Origin of the sequence: Staphylococcus sp. LCT-H4, from assembly GCF_001866145.1 — a bacterium.
In the GTDB taxonomy this organism is placed as follows: Bacteria; Bacillota; Bacilli; order Staphylococcales; family Staphylococcaceae; genus Staphylococcus; species Staphylococcus succinus.
This window is the reverse complement of the sequence record NZ_MODY01000001.1, coordinates 841477-859082: the sequence shown is the minus strand read 5'-3', so window position 1 is coordinate 859082 and position 17606 is coordinate 841477. Positions and strand designations below refer to the sequence as shown.

Genomic DNA, 17606 nt, shown 5'->3' with positions numbered 1-17606 from the left:
AAATTAAAGGAGGTTTCTCAATGAAATCATTAAACCAATATATTTATGATATTGAAGTTCCTGGTACACGTCAGTTTGCAAATAAAGTGGATCAATACGCCAATAGTATTGATTTAACTTTAGGGCAATCGGGTTTTGAACCAGCTGAATATATTAAAGAAGCTATGATCACAGCAATACAAGATAATAAATTACGCTATACACATAATAAAGGGCTACTAGAGTTAAGAGAAGCTATTTCAAAATACACATTTGATAGACATCAAACATATTATAATCCTGAAAATGAAATTGTAGTGACAAATGGTGGGTCCGAGGGTATCGATGACATATTGAGGACAATATTAAATCCAGGAGATGAAGTTATTTTGCCCTCTCCTACGTATTTAGGTTATGAACCTATCATAAAATTAGCAGGTTGTAATGTTAAACTTGTAGATACTACAAGTACAAAGTTTAAGCCTACAGCTACAAACGTTAAACAGGCTATTACCGAAGATACAAAAGCAATTATATTTAATTATCCAACAAATCCAACGGGAACGACGTTAACATATGAAGAGATAGCATCTATTGTAAATGTGCTTGAAGATACAGGTGTTTATATTATTACTGATGAAATATACAGTGAAAATGTTTATGACCATAAACATCATTCGTTTATGGAATTTCCATCAATTCGAAATCAATTATTTGTAGTAAATGGTTTATCCAAATCTCACGCATTAACAGGTGCAAGAGTAGGCTATGTATTATCCACACCGCGTTTAATCGAAGAAGTAACAACAGTACATTTATACAATTCGATATGTGTTGCTACGCCAAGTCAATATGGAGCAATAAGTGCGTTGAAAAATGGAAATGAAGATATAAAAAAAATGAATCAAGCTTATTTAGAACGACGTAACTATATATATAGTCGGATTCAAAAAATGGGCTTACCTGTTGAAAAACCTGAAGGCGCCTTTTATATTTTTCCAGATGTTAGTCAATATAATAAAGACTCATTTGCATTTTGTACACAACTTTTAGAATCAGAACAATTGGCCGTAGTGCCTGGAAAATCCTTTTCAGAATTTGGCGAAGGTCATATTAGATTATCGTTTGCTTGTACGATGCAAGAAATAAAAGAAGCATGTAATAGATTACAGCGTTTTTTAGAAAACTATAAAAACAAAGAAGCTAATATGGAATAGTATATTTAAACTCTAAATTAGTTTAATTAAACGATATTTAATTTATTGGAAGTGCATCTGCTTCAAAAGATACAGATGATATAATTGTGAAGTCGTTTTTTTACTTCTGTGCTGTGATTATCATGGAAGAAGATGACATCATATTTGTAGCTTTAATAGCTCCTATTATAGTAAGAAGTGTACTCACGTGGTTTTCTTATTGGCTGAATAAGCGTGATAAATAATTAGACGACATAGTCAATACACCAAAAAGCCCGATAACTACTATGAATAGTTATCGGGCTCGGTTTTTTCATGCTTAACACCATAGTAAGTGAGGATGTAAAATAGTGTTCTTGAAAGGAGATGTAATTTGAAGAAATTTATTTATGCTAGCGTGATTTTAATACTATTAATCACTATATATTTATCTGTGAGTTTTTTGTTTTTTGATAAGTAGACTTTACATCAAAGTGAAAACCAATTAAATAATTATGTTGAGAACCATAAAGACAATAATTTAAAACAAATTTCTAGAGATGATAAAACTTATAATTTTTTAAGGAAAAAGCAAAAGATATCTATTATAAGTAAAAGTGATAACCAAGGTAGTGGAAGTATGAACTATTATCGAGTAAATATAAATAATAATTCAGCTGAATTATATATTAAGTCCAAACATACTTTTATTCCTGAAAAAACTACTATCCAACATGTTAGGATACTTTAACTTTTTTAATCTAAATACTTTATTTTACATAATAGAAGATATTTAAATCAATACGATTATCATCCAACCATGACGATAGCTCGATTAACTGTTTTGTTATACGTTCAAGAGAATCTAGTTTATAGTTAACTAAAATATCGTCTTCACGTAAATACTAACATCTCCCCTAAGATAAATAAGATCATAGCGATATTAACTATTGAATACACTTGCATACAGACAGAATAGTAAAAAGTAGAATTTACGTTGTTTTGAGTAAAGTTGGTTTAATAATATTGAAGTTGACCTGATATAATTCGACTTATTGGGAATTTATCTATATTGTTGATTAAATAAGCCAAAAATTGAAAATGCAAAAATTTATTATATGCCTCACGAAAAGGAATGATTATTTGAAAATCCCCTTAATATTATTAAAATTTTTCTACCCTTTATTTATTATCTTCCAAATTTCTAATTTCTCTATAAAAAACAACGAAGAAAAATACGAGCGTTTACAAAAAAACAAATATATTATTAATAGTTTGTTGCTTCCTTTAATATGGATAATAGTGAATATGATTTCGAGTGTTACTCTTACGCTTTCACATTCATACTATAAAAAAATTTTCTTTTTAGCTTATAACGTCCAATTAATAGCACAGAGCTTTTGGTATTTAATCTTTTTCAAACATCAATCATTTTTGCTCTCACTTGTAATCAAAATAGTTCAATTTCTATTTATGATAGTGAGTATTAAATCAGTCACCAAAAAGAAAAATTTTATCCGTTTACTTTTAGGAATACATTTATCCTGGATTATCTATGAAATATATTTAAATATACATTTTTGGTCATTAAATAAAAAACTATATAAAAGGTGATTATATGAAAAAATTCGTTCTAGCTGTAGCTATTTTTACTACAATCTATTCATTTAAAAATAAGAAAAAAGAAAAACGTAATACTGTTATGAAAAGGAATGGCGCATATTATGTAAATAATCAAATTATTGTAAACAGAGATTATAAAGTTTGCCCATTTTATATACCTTTTCCAAAATTAAAGGCAAGAAACGCTTTAAAACTTATGATTAAAGACGCCCGAAACCAAGGGTTCCAACTAATTATTATTAGTGGTTTTCGATCATATTTAAAACAAATGCGGTTATTCAATATGTATGTTCGTCGTGATGGTCTAGAAAAAGCGAAAACTTATAGCGCTGAGCCAGGATATTCTGAACATCAAACAGGTTTAGCTTTTGACGTTGCCTCCCCCGGATTAGATGAATCAATAAAAGAACAGTTTCAATTTACAAAAGAAAGCAAGTGGCTTCAAGATAACGCACATTTCTATGGGTTTATTATCCGATACCCCAAAGGTAAAGAAGACATTACAGAATTTATGTATGAACCTTGGCATATAAGATATGTAGGTAAAGAAGATGCCATGGAAATAGTAAATAAAAATCTCACCCTTGAAGAATACTTTGACTTAATTTAAAACAATTTTTTATAAAAAGTAAACTTAACAAGACAAAAATACGTATATTTTAATGTAAGACGTAAGATTAAAAGAATCTAATTGTTTTTATTCGTGAGTTTTAACAATGGTTAGGAAACAAGAGTGATTCATAAAATATTAAAAAGGGGTGAAGATTTATGAATAACAAATTATTAGTATTTTCATCATCAGTATTAGCTACAGGTTTATTGTTAGGAGCAAGTAATGGATTAGGTGGCAGTAATACAGCACACGCGAATACTACAAACAACAATATGAATCAGGAAGATATGCCTATGAATCACAACATGGATGATACGAACGGCAATATGAACCAAGAAGATATGCCTATGAATCACAACATGGATGATATGAACGGCAATATGAACCAAGAAGATATGCCTATGAATCACAACATGGATGATATGAACGGCAATATGAACCAAGAAGATATGCCTATGAATCACAACATGGATGATATGAACGGCAATATGAACCAAGAAGATATGCCTATGAATCACAACATGGATGATATGAACGGCAATATGAACCAAGAAGATATGCCTATGAATCACAACATGGATGATATGAACGGCAATATGAACCAAGAAGATATGCCTATGAATCACAACATGGATGATATGAACGGCAATATGAACCAAGAAGATATGCCTATGAATCACAACATGGATGATATGAACGGCAATATGAACCAAGAAGATATGCCTATGAATCACAACATGGATGATATGAACGGCAATATGAACCAAGAAGATATGCCTATGAATCACAACATGGATGATATGAACGGCAATATGAACCAAGAAGATATGCCTATGAATCACAACATGGATGATATGAACGGCAATATGAATCAAGAAGATATGCCTATGAATCACAACATGGATGATATGAACGGCAATATGAACCAAGAAGATATGTCTATGAATCACAACATGGATAATGCGGCACAAAAAACAATGATGCCATATTATAATTACACTGGTTATACAACATATGATGGACATTTTACCCAAAATTATGATTTTGTAAGAGCACTAAAACACGATAATGTGATGATTGACGGGTACAAAGTTAATACAGCAGCTAATGATAAAGATATTGCTACAAGTAAAAAAGTTAATGACACAATGATAGATATGAATAAAGATGGACAAGTCGTTCACATCACTTTCGATACAAAAGAAAATACAATAAGTAAAGATATGTTCAAAAAAGAACACATGTCTAACCATATGGCTGATGAAGGCCAAACAAATGATGGCTCTTATCTAACTTATACAACAAATAATGGTATGTATAAAGCATTCTTCGATAACCAAGGTTATTTAATGAAAGTAATGATTAGTTAATCTTCAATAACTCCATAAAAAAAGGCCTCAACTGAGGCTTTTTTTTATGATTTTTTAAAGTTAAAACAATAAAATCGATTCTAATTTAAGGATATATTATATAAATAAGCCTCTCACCTATTTATATAATTACAATGCTTTAAAATTTATGTTTTTGTAATAATGTTTTAATGTATGTCTGGTCATCATGATCATATTTTGTCCCTTTATAGTTTTGTGGTTCATTAATACCCGTAAGTAAAATTACCTCATTATTTTTATTTGTTTCATACAGAAGTGTTCGTATCCCTTCTTTTCGTGAGGAACACTTTAACACACTATTTTTTTTATAACTATGCGGTAAATGTTCAGTCATAAAATCAACAATCACTTTAGGGTCTTCATATCCTACTTGTTCAGCAGCAAGCATCAACTTATGAACACCTTGAGGTAACTCGGCTACAGTCATTCCTATTTTGTCAAAACCTCTTAAACCTATTCCTGTGACCATTGTATTTAATTTTTTCCCTATACTTTCAGTATACTGCAAAGCATTATTAATTGACTCTTTAATTGCTAAAGCTGTATGTGCAAAATCTAATATAATCGTATAATCCTCTATTTCAATAACTTGGAAACGATGTAATGGCGAGCCAATAACAGTCGAAGCTTTAATAATTTCTCTAATATCAAAACCTAATTTATGCAAACTAAAAATACTTGTAGCTAAATTAATATAGTTATGCCCTCCTTTAAAGTTTGGTTTAATACAAAAACTATCTTTATCAATTGTCATATCTATATGACTATCACCGATATTATATTGATAATAGGCTTGCTGTTTATTCGAAAAATGCCATTTATCTTTCACAATAGTGTTATATTCAGGCGTGTCTAAATTAACTAAATTTAATTGGCTCAACTCATTTAATCTCAATTTAGCTTTTAAATAATTATTCATAGTACCATGGTATTCGAGATGTTCAGGACTAAAATTAGTGAATACTGCTAAAGCATTCTGAATAAAATCTGTACGTTGTTGGTCTAAAGCTATCGATGTTGCTTCGTATATAATATAGTCATAATTTTTGTAATAAAAATATTCTATAATTTCACCCATTTCAAAATACATTGGCGTGGTTTGAGTTGTGTGATTAAATTTCATCTTTTCATAATTACAGTCAAACACCCCTAACGTTCCAATAATAGCAACCTTTTTACCCAACTGTGTTAATAAATTCCCAATCATATGACTCGTCGTTGTCTTACCATTGGTCCCTGTAACCGCAATAAAGTTTAGTCCATCAATGGCTGTTCCGTAGAATAATTTTACTAGATTGTTGGCTACGCTAGGAAAATCATTTATATATATAATAGGAACGTTAAATTCTAGGTGATTAAGTTTAGTTGGAGAGGAATTGGTAATCATAATCAAAGGTTTCATTTCATTAGCGCATTGAGCATAATAGGCCGCATTATCTGAGTCTTTCAACATAAAAATAGTATTTTGCTGTATATCTTGGTACATTGATGTAATCTTTTGACAAATTTTATCCATATTAAAATTAATACACTTAGTATTTGTAATTGTGTTTTTTTCAATTGATAATAGAATATCTTTAATAGTAATTTGCATTAATTTTCACCCAACATCTTCAGTTATTTTGTAATATTAGTTAAAACTTCAGTTTATTTATCAAAAAGTAATTACAAAATATACGTATAAATATAAAAAAAGGATCACATGGATTTGTGATCCTTTTCAATAAATTTAAAATATCATAATAATAAGATTAAATCTCACTACTCGCCATAACCATTTGTCCTTTAGGTTCAGTATTATTAGGAGAAGGTTCCAGTGTAAGAGCAATTTTATCATTCTTATCAATGTCTATATTACTCAAGTCAAAAACAACCATCCCTTTATTGTTTCCACTAGAAAACGCGCCTGCTGGGTAAGGTTTATTATCTTTTAATACCCAGACTTGGTACACTTGGTTGCCTTTTGTAGTTTCAATATCTTTGGCTTCAACTATTAATTTTCTATCTGTTTTATTATTCGTATTCGAAAGGTAGGCTTGACCTTGCGTTTTGTCATTACTCATAGATTTTAGGTTGATGGCTTTAGCGTCGCCGGTGTTTATCATTGAAGTAGATTGATTTTTTGGTTCTTTATTCCCCCAAAATTGGACGCCATTGCCAATAAGAGATAACAACAACATCGCCGCTATAATACCTACAGAAAAACGCTTAATAACAGCACTTTTATGCTTTTTATTATCCTGTGTCGATACATTTATATGTTGTTGAAATTGGTTATTGGTTTCTGAATTAGTAGAATTAAAACCCTCTTCTTGATTTTCATTTTTTATATCTTTATCTGAAGTTTTTTCTTCATTTAAAACTGATTCTAAAATTCTTTGTTTCATTCCTATCGGAGGTTCAACCTGTTTATTTTTATAAGGAAGTGTATCGTGAAGAATTTCGATATCTTTCAAAGTCTTATGGCTTTCAGATGATAAATTCAATTCTTCTTCAACGCGCTCTTTTTCGCTTTCGCTCAATTTATCATTGAAATAATCATATATTTCATCAACTTTGTTATCCTTCATTTTCTTCACTCTCCTTTCTCAAAACCTTTTTAAAGTAGCTATTTAAATGTTGGATTGACAGCCTTAGACGACTTTTTACAGTACCTAAAGGTATATCTAATTTATTGGCAATTTCTTGCTGACTTAAGCCTTTATAATAAAATAAAGAAATAATTTTTTGTTGATCTATATTTAAAAATGTAATCCGTTTATTAATTTCTTCTGAGGTTTCTTTATTTAACAAATCATATTCAGGTAGACTATTAGTTTGTATACCTTGGAAGTCCTCATCAAATTGACTTTCTATGTTTTTTTTCTTCCTTATAGCATCAATAGCTCTATTACGACATAATGTAATAAGCCAAGTTGATAATTTCCCCTTTTCAGGATTGAAAATTGCTTTTTGCTTCCAAATTTTCATAAAAACATCCTGTAAAACCTCTTCGCTAGATTGCACATCTTGTGTTATTTTATAAGCCAAATTAAATAATAGCGACTCGTATCGGTCATATAGGATTTCTAGACTTTTACTATCATTTGTTTCTACTATCATTTTATATAAATCATTTTCATCTACCATTTTGTCCCCTCCTTGTTTTAAAAATAAAACAATTAGAAATATCCATCCTATATCTTTATTTTTTTAGTTTGCACTAAATATACGTAATATAAATATAAAAAGTTCAGTTCTATAGATAAACATTTTATATTTAGGTGTATTCTAAAAAATAAAAATTATTTTATTAAGTGTAAGTCTATTAATCACTTTATCATTAGAAGTTATATATAGCTATTTTAATTAAAATAGTTATAATTAAAAAATTCATAAACACTTATTTATTAAGTAAAGGTTTAAAACAGTCTATTCTAGTGTAGCTTTCATTATTTTAAAAATTGTAGTTATAACTATTGGGATTGAAAATACCAAGGATGTTTTGATAACTATAATATGGTGAAATATATAATTGTATTCACCAAGGAGGTAAAATAATGAATAATGTAAAAGATAAAGTAGTCGTTATAACTGGTGCGTCTAGTGGAATTGGAGAGGAAACAGTAAGTTTACTATCTGAAAATGGAGCTAAACTTGTTTTAGGAGCAAGACGTTTAGATCGCTTAGAAAAAATACAACAAAAAATAGGTCATCATAATGTAAGCATTAAAAAAACTGACGTAACGCAGCCAGATGAAGTAAATGCATTAATTGAAACAGCGTATAATGATTTTGGACGTGTAGATGTATTAATTAATAACGCTGGTCTTATGCCTCAATCGTTTTTAGAAAAGAATAAACAAGATGAATGGAACCAAATGATCGATGTGAATATTAAAGGGGTACTTTACGGCATTGGTGCAGTATTGCCCTACATGAGAAAACAAAAATCAGGTCATATTATTAATTTGGCTTCTGTAGCGGGTCATGTCGTTTTCCCAGGTAGCGCTGTTTATAGTGGTACCAAATATGCAGTAAGAGCGATAACTGAAGGATTAAGACAAGAAGAAGCTGCAGTAGGTTCAAATATTAGAACTACAATCCTTTCTCCAGGCGCTATTGATACTGAATTAACAGACCATATTAGCGATAAAGAGATGAAACAAGGTATTGATGAAGTATATAAAGATGCAATTAAACCAGATGCTATTGCAAGAGCTATTAATTACGCAATTAACGAACCCGAGGAATCATCTGTAAATGAATTTATAATTCGTCCTAGTAGTCAAAATCTATAATTGGGAAGTGATAAATTATGACAAATATTCTTGATAATTATAATTATAGCGAATCTCAAAAAGTTAAAATATTTAGTGTACTAACGCATTACGATAATAAAATCAAATCAAATGTTAGTGATTTTAGTGTTACTAATATTGTTGACGAATTGAAGGAAGACCAAATTGAGATAACTGATCAAAATATTTTTGATATTGTAAATAAATATAATGATGAAGAACAATTTACAAACTTATATCTTTATTTAAATTAAATAACTTTCTTATTATGATAGTTAAAACAGCCTAAATGTAGAGTGTACATGAAGTGAATCGATTTCTGTACACTCTTGTTTTATTTCTAAATAAGTTATCACTTTACATAATCGATGATTATCAGAAGTAAAAAATAGACTCCTTTATGAATAAGGAGTCTATTTTTGTTTCATAATTAAATTTTGTCTTAATAACAATCTATTTTAGGATGATATGAAGTTGCGCCATGATGGTGTTTGAATTCTTCGAATTCACTTTCAGGATTTGTAGTAGATTTACATAAATATATTTAATTATTAAAAATATATAAAATACAATAACGGCAAATGACTGTTTAGCTAGTTTTATTTTTAATCGTGGAACGTTTTTGAGAGTAAGTAAAATAAACTACAAGACCAATGAATAACCATATACCAAATCTAACCCAAGTTACCGGATTTAAATTTAATATTAAAAACAGACAAAATATTACAGCAGCAATAGGAATAATAGGTACAGATGGGCATTTGAATTTTCTTTCTAAATCTGGAGACTTCTTACGTAAAACAATAATTGCTATAGCTACTAATATAAAGGCAGATAATGTCCCGATATTTACCATTTCTGATAAAGTTTCAATAGAAACAAATCCACCTAACAATGCTGAAATTAAACCAAATATCCAAGTCGAAATAAAGGGCGTATCTGTCTTACTACTAACCTTTGAAAAAATTCCAGGCATCAGTCCATCTTTAGACATAGCGTATGTCACACGTGTTTGACCATATAGCATAACGAGCATAACTGTTGTCATACCTAATATAGCTCCAATGTCTATAATACCGGAAATCCAGTTTTGTCCAGAATATTTAAGCACTGCTGATACTGGATGATCTTCGTAATGACTAAACATTTTAAAAGGTACAACGCCTGTCATGATTAATGACACAATAACGTATAAAACGGTACAAATAGCTAAAGAGATGATAATACCTTTAGGCATTGTTTTAGCTGGATTGATGGTTTCTTCTGTACTTGAGGATACAGCATCGAATCCTATAAAAGCGAAAAACACAGTCGCGGCAGCAGTAAATACACCAGAAAACCCATATGGTAATACAGGTGCTAAATTATCTGGTTTAACATAAAAAATTGCTACACAAATAAAAAGTACTACTACGGCAATTTTTACAATAACCATTATATTATTTACCCTTTTTGTTTCTTTAATGCCCATTGCAATTAAAAAGGTAATTAGCATCACAATTAAAAACGCTGGTAAATTAAACACGCCTTCTACGTGTCCAGTTGTCATTAAACCGGGTGCCGCTGTTAATTTTGCCGGGATATGTATTCCAAAGCCTGCTAAAAATGATTGGAAATACCCCGACCAACCTACTGATACTGTACTTACACCAAGCATATATTCTAAAGCTAAATCCCATCCAATAATAAAAGCGAATATTTCACCAATTGTCGTATATGTATATGTATAAGCTGAACCAGCTATCGGAACCATAGATGCAAACTCCGCATAACATAGTGCAGCAAATAAACATGCAAGTGCAGCTAAAATGAAAGCAAACATTAACCCCGGACCTGCTTTTAATGCCCCCGTTCCAGTTAATACGAAAATACCTGTTCCAATGATTGCACCTATTCCAAGCATTGTTAAATCAAATGTTGTTAAACTTTTTTGTAGTTTTGTATCTGAAATTTTTACTACGCTATAAATATCCTTCTTTTGTAAAATATTCATATAATGCCCCCTTAACCAAAGTTTTAATATACACCATACGAATGATATTACATGAATTATGTATAATATTAAAAACTCTGTAAGATTAACTGACAGGTTACGTTATTTAACCTTACAAATATTTGGTATTGTGGCTACCCTCATAGTTCAAATTTGTAGAATCTCATGAAAAGGAGATGGAGTTATGGGTGGCTTTTTAAGTTGGCTACTGGCTACACTGCATGATTAAATTTTATTTAACTAGTAACATATAATTGTATACTCCCATCGTTACACTTAATAGCAATGGGTATCTTTATTTAAATTTAAATTCGGCTTACTCGTATCATCAATACGTTCAAAACTTTCTTTCATTATCCTGTAAAAACCTTCTCTAATATGAATTAATTCTAGCTTTTGCTTTTCAATATCAATAATATTATAAAACCACCCTTTAATGTATTTTCAAACAAAGATAAATAATATTTCACTGTTTTCCAGTCTTTTAATACGTTATGTTGAATAAAACGTAGAGTCTGATTATATATGAACCATTGTTATTAACAAACTATATTTCAATTTATCTTTGCTTTTCCAAAGGATATTCATAATAATCACATAAAATTTCTAAATCTTGTTGTGGTATTATCTTATGACCATTTTCTCAATTGAAAATTTGATAATTTTGATAGCATTTTCCATATTTTTCATTCAATAGAATCACAAGTTTTGAAATACTTAGTTGTTTTTCTTCACGTAAGTCGGTTGATATTTTCATATTTATTCCTACTTTCATAATATATTTTAATACAAGTAATATTTTTGAAAGTAACAAGATATTATTTTTAATACTAATTTACGTTAATTAATGATATTCTTGCATCCGCATTATTTCGTATTGTGTTGAAACATCCAGAGCAATCAAGAGCAACTGGTTCCTAAATAATTCATCATGCACGCTTGTCGCTAATGGATATTTATTTGCAACACATAGTCAATTTAGATATTACAAAATGTAATAGCACATATGTTTATATATTGTGTAAAAATGATGCTCAATTATCTACTTTGTTCTTTTGCGCATATTCTGCCGCTGATTTTCCAGCTCTTTTACCAAAAACTGAACCTGACATTAAACCAGATCCCCCTGGATAATTATGATAAAACAATCCCCCTACCATTTCTCCTGCTACAAATAATCCAGCTATCACATTGTTTTGTTCATCCAAAACTTCAGTTTTAGTATTTGTAGAGATACCGCCAAATGTAAAAGTAATGCCACATGTAATAGGAAACGCATAATAAGGGGCTTGATCAAATTTTAAAGCCCAATTCGTCTTTTCTGGGCTAATACCTTTTGTAGATTTACCATCTTTCACACTTGGGTTATAGTCTCCGTCCTGAACACTAGAGTTATACTCATTAATCATTTCAACAAAATCATTAGGATTGATATTCATTTTTGTAGCTAGTTCTTCTAGTGTGTTCGCTACAATCTTAGTCGCTTCTTTTAAATTATATTCTTTTCTCAACATAGGGCTGACTTGGGAATCAAAAATTTGAAAAGCTTTTTGATCAGGTTGTTTCAAAGTCTCTTTTCCATATTTTGCATAAGTATAATTTCTAAAATCAGCACCTTCATCTACAAATCTCTTTCCATTTTTATTAATGATTAAGCCCAGCGGATAAGATGATTTTTTATAAATATCACCAGGTTTTGAAAAATCCCCCACCTTAGGAGCATTATAATCTGTAGTATGAGCATGACAACCATCATAGTGACCTGCTTTATTAGCTCCAATTTCTGTCGCTATTTCTATTCCGTCGCCCGTGTTATATTCGGTGCCTCTAACGATTGCTTTTTCCCATTCTTCACCTAGATATTTAACCCTTTTATCCATACTCGCTTCAAAACTGCCGCATGCTAATATAATAGCCTCAGTATTTACAGTTATCCTTTGCTTATTATTATCCACGTAAGTTACTGCTGATACTTTATTATGATTCATTTCGATTTTATTAACTTCAGCACTATATATAATATCAATACCTAGTTCTTGGGCTCTATTAAATAAAGATTTCATTAATCCTATCCCTTTATCCACTGTCTTTATAGGTAAGCCACCCCAAAAACTTTTATTTCCATTAATTTCAAAGTATTGATTTTCATTTAATTGAAACTCTACTCCCTGTTTTTTCATCCATAAAATAGTTTCAAATGACTCATTTGATAAAAATTGGGCTAATTCTGGATTACTCTCACCATTAGTTACTTTTAAAATATCTTCATAAAAATCTTCGGTATTATAATCAGGCATTTGTATTTCTGATAAATCACTTTCGGATAGTGCTGTGACAACTTCTTTGATCCCTTGTAAATCATTGTAAGCAAACCTTATTGCTCCATCAGTAAATATGGAGTTTCCTCCTCTTTTTTCTTTGGGCGCTTTTTCTAATACAAGCACTTCACTACCATTCTCTTTTGCTGATATTGCTGAAATTAGTGCAGCATTTCCTGTTCCAACTACAATCACATCATATTGCTTCAAAAATATCCCTCCATAAAAAGTAATTTAAAAGTATTTAACTTTAGATTACTTAATAAAACAGCAGAAAGGAAATACATATATTCTATTTACCATCATAAAATAATGTTATGACGCTTTGCTTATGCTAATCATTATACTTATAATATGCTTTAATATGTCTAATAAACTTATGCATTAATGGATAATCCACTTCTTCCCTGTATAATAACCAAGTATCCCTATAAACCATTTCATTCTTTTTGTTTTTTATAGGTACTATATTTAAATTTTCATGCTCTCTGATACCGATATTGGGAGCGATTGCATAACCCATGCCTTTTTCTACTAGCTTCAAGCAAGACTCTAAGTTATCAATTAACATCGCTTCATTCGGAGGCTCATTGTAAGATTCTTTCCACCAGTTATCAATAGTATTTTGTAATCCTCTATCAGTCTTAAAAGCTATCCTTGACTTTGAAGGTAATTTTTCTATATCAATCTCATCCTTGCTGATTATACATATGGGTTCTTGATCTAATAAAATTTTATAGCCTTTCCAAGGTACATCTCCCCTTACTATTGCAAGTGAAACTTCGTCAGATGCTATTAATTTATAAATAGATTGGCTCCAAGAAGTAATGATTTTGAATTGAATGTTGTGAAAATCATTCGTAAAACTACTAAGTAATTCAGGCAAATCATATCTCGCTAAATTATGAGAAACACCCAGTCTGATTACGCCCTCATTTTCATTATCTATACTATGAAGATTATCCTTCATCTCATTGAATCCATTCAAAGTTTTCTTAGCATAATCAACGAGATAATCACCTTGAGGAGTAAATCTAATGCCTTTTTTAGTACGTATTATTAAGGATACTCCAAGCTCTTGTTCGATAGTATTAATTTTGTAACTTAACGAAGGTTGAGATACATATAACTTTGTCGCAGCGCTTGTAATATTTTTCTCATCATCTAGTGTTTTTATTATCTCTAAATCTCTAAAATTCATAGCTATTTCCCCTTTAATCGATTTAATCATGAAATATTTTCATCATATTTTTATAATGTATCTATATTAGAACCTATTATGACACTGTACTAAAATCATTACATAAATCTTTAGAATTATCATTTTTATACATACTTATAAATGAAGAATTGAAGCTTTTCTAACTATAACTAGCGCTTAATAAATACCTAGTTCAAAAAAGTACTTATTAAAAACAAACATCTATCTAAAATAACTCAAGATGAAAATTATAAAAATATAAGGAGAACAAACTAAGAATATAACTTGTATCATAGTCACTTATGATGAAAGACTAACTGCTTATTATAATAAAATTCATCATATAAACGATGGCATACTCAATTTGAAATGACTTAATAGATTATTTTCAAAACGTAATTAACATATATCATTTAATATAAATAACGATTATCAGAAGATATATCAAAAAAAGACTCCTTATTAATAAGAAGTCTTTTAATCGTTTCAAAGTCTAATTTTGTCCCAATTATGAACATTTAAGAAAAAAGTTCGTCAACAGTTATATCAAATTGCTTTGCTAATTTAAAAGCTAAAGTTAACGTAGGATCATATTTATTATTTTCTATTGCATTGATAGTTTGCCTAGATACATTTAAGTTTTTACTTAAAGTTTCTTGAGAAATTCCTTTTTGTTTTCTATATTCTCTAATTCTATTTTTCATTAATTTAACCTTTAGATGTATACTTTTTGTTTGTAGTATAGTAATTAAAAGCCATAAGAAATAGTGATGTAATCATAAAGAAAATTTCTGGATATTGAGAAAACTAATTTCCTTTAAGGTTTGGTGATAAACCTGTAAATTTAAGTAATAATGTAAATAGCATACAATAGATAATCCAAACGAAACTTTTAGCAAGTATTTCAATAACCATTTTACGTTGTCTTTCATCATATCGATCTTGTTGTCTTTTTTTATCTAATGTTTCTGAAGGTAAATATTTATTAGTTATAGCCGTCTATAAACAAGAAAAAATTAAAATAATAATAAATGGAATTAAATTCATTTTAACACCTCATAAATTTAAAAAGTATTAAAAAACTTATTTACGGTAGAGAAAAGTTTTTGGTAATGTAAGTTTAAAATAGTATCTATAATAAATATTTCCTCTTATTGAGGATACTATTTTGAATATATAACCTATTAAGTGTTTTTAATAAATTAAATCCCGTTATGCTTTGTTACGAAGAAATTATATATATTGTTACTGAATTTCAGAATCTAATATCTCTACCGTATCGTTTAGGAAAGATTTTATTAGTTCTTGTTCTTTATCGGTATACTTATTACTTAACTCCAACATTTTACTATTAAGCTGGGAGTATGCTTCTTTAACCTCTTTTTTTTCTTCAGATTCAGGAACAACTATAATACTACGACGATCTTCTGGGTGTTTTTCTCTCCGTACAAAACCTGCCTTTTCCAATCTATCAATCAAGGCTGTTACGCTACCAGTTGCAAGTCCTACTCTTTTAGATAATTCTCCTGCTGTAATAGCACCTGTTTCACTTAACACATTTATAGAAGTGAAATCATGCGTATATACATCTAAAATTTCAGCTATTTGTTGTTGATACAATTTTACTCTAGTCCCTAGACTACGGACTAAGAGCGCTAAATCTTGTTGGGAATTTTTTGAATTATCTTTTTTATTATTAGTCAAACAGAAACAGCTCCTTTTATTTAACTTCACTACCAAGGTATTTGATTATGTAACTAGTTCAACATAAGTTCTAATACTTCATCTTAGTAATGATCATACAAGCTACATCTATTCTATAGAGAACTCTCCTTCTTCAATATCTTCTCCCTTAGTAATTTTCCATCCTAGTAAGATTACAATGAAGCCTAAAAATATAAGTAAATATAATGTAGGTATGAAACTACCTAGATAATCATGAAGGAATCCTATTATGAATGGTCCAATTGCACCAATCATATACCCAATTGCTTGAGTCATTGCTGACCAAGAACTGGCTTCCATAGGTGATGAAGCTTTATCTATGGGTAATAATAAAGTTAGTGAAACAAGACCTCCACTACCAATCCCTAAACATATACTTGAAATGATAGGCGTCACATTTGTAAAACTTAAAAGAGATAATCCAATCATTATACTGAGCGTAAGTATTGTGATCCAAAATCTTTTACTTGGTACTGCTCTCAATAGACTTGGTAATAAGAGAGTAGCGGGTAATTGGGCAATCATAGCTATTGTACCTACAACCCCACCTAATTCTGTTGTACCTCCTTTTTCCACTACGATAGCTGGTAGCCATGCTGCAAAACAATAAAACATGAGTGTTACAAGCCCAACAAAAGCTGTTAATAACCATGCATTTTTATTTTTTAATGGTAAACTAGGCTTTATTTTTTGTGATTCTGTATGTGTATTAGAGCTTTTAATAACCATTAACCAAAATGGAACGGCAATTAAAGCAAGAATGCTCCAAAATGCTAAGCCATTTGACCATGAATTATTGAGCCAGTGTTGAATTGGTGGTGTTAATCCAATAGAAATAGATGCTCCGACTACCATTGATGTAGAATATATACCTATCATAGATGATGCTTTCTCTGGAAAATTATTTTTAATAAAACCAGAGAGTAAAGGGCTTACTATTCCAATTCCAGCGCCAATTAATAAAGCTGTTATTAATAGGAATATTGTGGAATTTGTAAAGATTCTTGCAAATGTTACTATACCTATGAGTGCGATAAAAAATGTAATTGTTTTCTCTGATTGAAATCGACTTGCTAAACGTCCAGCAAATAAAGAACAAAAACCAAAACATAATAAAGGTATAGAAGTAAGTAGACTAGCTAATGCGGAACTCATTCCTAATCCCTTTGTAATTTCGTTTAAAACAGGACTTATAGAAGTTATACCTGGTCTAAGATTAAATGCTGCTAATATAAGTGCACCAAGAAATAATTTGTTACGGTTACTCAGTTTAATTACCTCCGTTTAATTTTGAAATTTAATGCTTAC

Annotated in this window: 16 protein-coding genes and 2 pseudogenes; 7 read left to right on the top strand and 11 right to left on the bottom strand. The window is 29.8% G+C overall.

Annotated elements, in window-relative coordinates; genetic code table 11:
- The first annotated feature begins 20 nt into the window (after positions 1 to 20).
- Together BK821_RS03940 and BK821_RS13335 are read left to right on the top strand one after the other, a co-directional pair.
- Complete coding sequence (locus tag BK821_RS03940) at positions 21 to 1196, top strand: aminotransferase class I/II-fold pyridoxal phosphate-dependent enzyme (RefSeq protein ID WP_071331260.1); 1176 nt, start codon at positions 21 to 23, stop codon at positions 1194 to 1196.
- A 122-nt stretch (positions 1197 to 1318) separates the two neighbouring features.
- Positions 1319 to 1420 (top strand): type I toxin-antitoxin system Fst family toxin, encoded by a 102-nt coding sequence (locus BK821_RS13335; protein ID WP_107606910.1) that lies wholly within the window; start codon positions 1319 to 1321, stop codon positions 1418 to 1420.
- Between the two features lie 522 nt (positions 1421 to 1942).
- Here BK821_RS13335 and BK821_RS13605 read toward each other — a convergent pair.
- A pseudogene (locus BK821_RS13605) lies at positions 1943 to 2059 on the bottom strand (recombinase family protein); the annotation flags it as partial.
- Between the two features lie 196 nt (positions 2060 to 2255).
- On the opposite strand from BK821_RS13605, the gene BK821_RS13695 reads away from it, so the two are divergent.
- The 3 genes from BK821_RS13695 to isaB all read left to right on the top strand — a co-directional run bounded on the left by BK821_RS13695 (position 2256) and on the right by isaB (position 4760).
- Positions 2256 to 2768 (top strand): tryptophan-rich sensory protein, encoded by a 513-nt coding sequence (locus BK821_RS13695; RefSeq protein WP_119604601.1) that lies wholly within the window; start codon positions 2256 to 2258, stop codon positions 2766 to 2768.
- Positions 2769 to 2772: 4 nt separating this feature from the next.
- Entirely contained in the window at positions 2773 to 3387 is a 615-nt protein-coding gene (locus tag BK821_RS03935; protein ID WP_046837582.1) for a M15 family metallopeptidase, read from the top strand.
- A gap of 158 nt (positions 3388 to 3545) precedes the next feature.
- A complete protein-coding gene (gene isaB / locus BK821_RS13600) occupies positions 3546 to 4760 on the top strand; it encodes an immunodominant staphylococcal antigen IsaB family protein (RefSeq protein ID WP_071331259.1) in 1215 nt (404 codons plus the stop codon).
- Between the two features lie 139 nt (positions 4761 to 4899).
- Here isaB and BK821_RS03925 read toward each other — a convergent pair whose 3' ends face one another.
- From BK821_RS03925 to BK821_RS03915, 3 genes are all read right to left on the bottom strand, one after another.
- Complete coding sequence (locus tag BK821_RS03925; protein WP_071331258.1) at positions 4900 to 6375, bottom strand: Mur ligase family protein; 1476 nt, start codon at positions 6373 to 6375, stop codon at positions 4900 to 4902.
- Between the two features lie 157 nt (positions 6376 to 6532).
- Positions 6533 to 7351, bottom strand: a complete 819-nt coding sequence (locus BK821_RS03920) for an anti-sigma factor (RefSeq protein WP_071331257.1) — start codon at positions 7349 to 7351, stop codon at positions 6533 to 6535.
- On the bottom strand, positions 7341 to 7910 hold the full coding sequence (locus tag BK821_RS03915; protein WP_046837586.1) for an RNA polymerase sigma factor: 570 nt from the start codon (positions 7908 to 7910) through the stop codon (positions 7341 to 7343). The genes BK821_RS03920 and BK821_RS03915 overlap by 11 nt, the downstream gene beginning before the upstream one ends.
- A gap of 410 nt (positions 7911 to 8320) precedes the next feature.
- Here BK821_RS03915 and BK821_RS03910 point away from each other — a divergent pair, with 410 nt between their 5' ends.
- The gene (locus BK821_RS03910) at positions 8321 to 9061 is read left to right on the top strand and encodes an SDR family oxidoreductase (protein ID WP_046837587.1); all 741 of its coding nucleotides are present in this window, start codon (positions 8321 to 8323) and stop codon (positions 9059 to 9061) included.
- Between the two features lie 17 nt (positions 9062 to 9078).
- Positions 9079 to 9315: a hypothetical protein gene (locus tag BK821_RS03905; RefSeq protein ID WP_071331256.1), complete on the top strand. Its 237-nt coding sequence runs from the start codon at positions 9079 to 9081 to the stop codon at positions 9313 to 9315.
- 335 nt (positions 9316 to 9650) lie between these two features.
- On the opposite strand, the gene bcaP is transcribed toward BK821_RS03905, so the two are convergent.
- The 7 genes and pseudogenes from bcaP to BK821_RS03875 all read right to left on the bottom strand — a co-directional run bounded on the left by bcaP (position 9651) and on the right by BK821_RS03875 (position 17531).
- Positions 9651 to 11054 (bottom strand): branched-chain amino acid transporter BcaP, encoded by a 1404-nt coding sequence (gene bcaP / locus BK821_RS03900; RefSeq protein WP_071331255.1) that lies wholly within the window; start codon positions 11052 to 11054, stop codon positions 9651 to 9653.
- 1034 nt (positions 11055 to 12088) lie between these two features.
- The gene (gene tcuA / locus BK821_RS03895) at positions 12089 to 13582 is read right to left on the bottom strand and encodes an FAD-dependent tricarballylate dehydrogenase TcuA (protein WP_071331254.1); all 1494 of its coding nucleotides are present in this window, start codon (positions 13580 to 13582) and stop codon (positions 12089 to 12091) included.
- A 124-nt stretch (positions 13583 to 13706) separates the two neighbouring features.
- Positions 13707 to 14573 (bottom strand): LysR family transcriptional regulator, encoded by an 867-nt coding sequence (locus BK821_RS03890; protein WP_071331253.1) that lies wholly within the window; start codon positions 14571 to 14573, stop codon positions 13707 to 13709.
- 518 nt (positions 14574 to 15091) lie between these two features.
- On the bottom strand, positions 15092 to 15277 hold the full coding sequence (locus BK821_RS03885) for a helix-turn-helix transcriptional regulator (protein WP_071331252.1): 186 nt from the start codon (positions 15275 to 15277) through the stop codon (positions 15092 to 15094).
- A 4-nt stretch (positions 15278 to 15281) separates the two neighbouring features.
- Positions 15282 to 15566 (bottom strand): annotated as a pseudogene (locus tag BK821_RS13595) (hypothetical protein).
- 252 nt (positions 15567 to 15818) lie between these two features.
- Entirely contained in the window at positions 15819 to 16277 is a 459-nt protein-coding gene (locus BK821_RS03880; protein WP_071331251.1) for a MarR family winged helix-turn-helix transcriptional regulator, read from the bottom strand.
- A 108-nt stretch (positions 16278 to 16385) separates the two neighbouring features.
- On the bottom strand, positions 16386 to 17531 hold the full coding sequence (locus BK821_RS03875) for an MFS transporter (protein WP_256201621.1): 1146 nt from the start codon (positions 17529 to 17531) through the stop codon (positions 16386 to 16388).
- Positions 17532 to 17606: the final 75 nt, after the last annotated feature.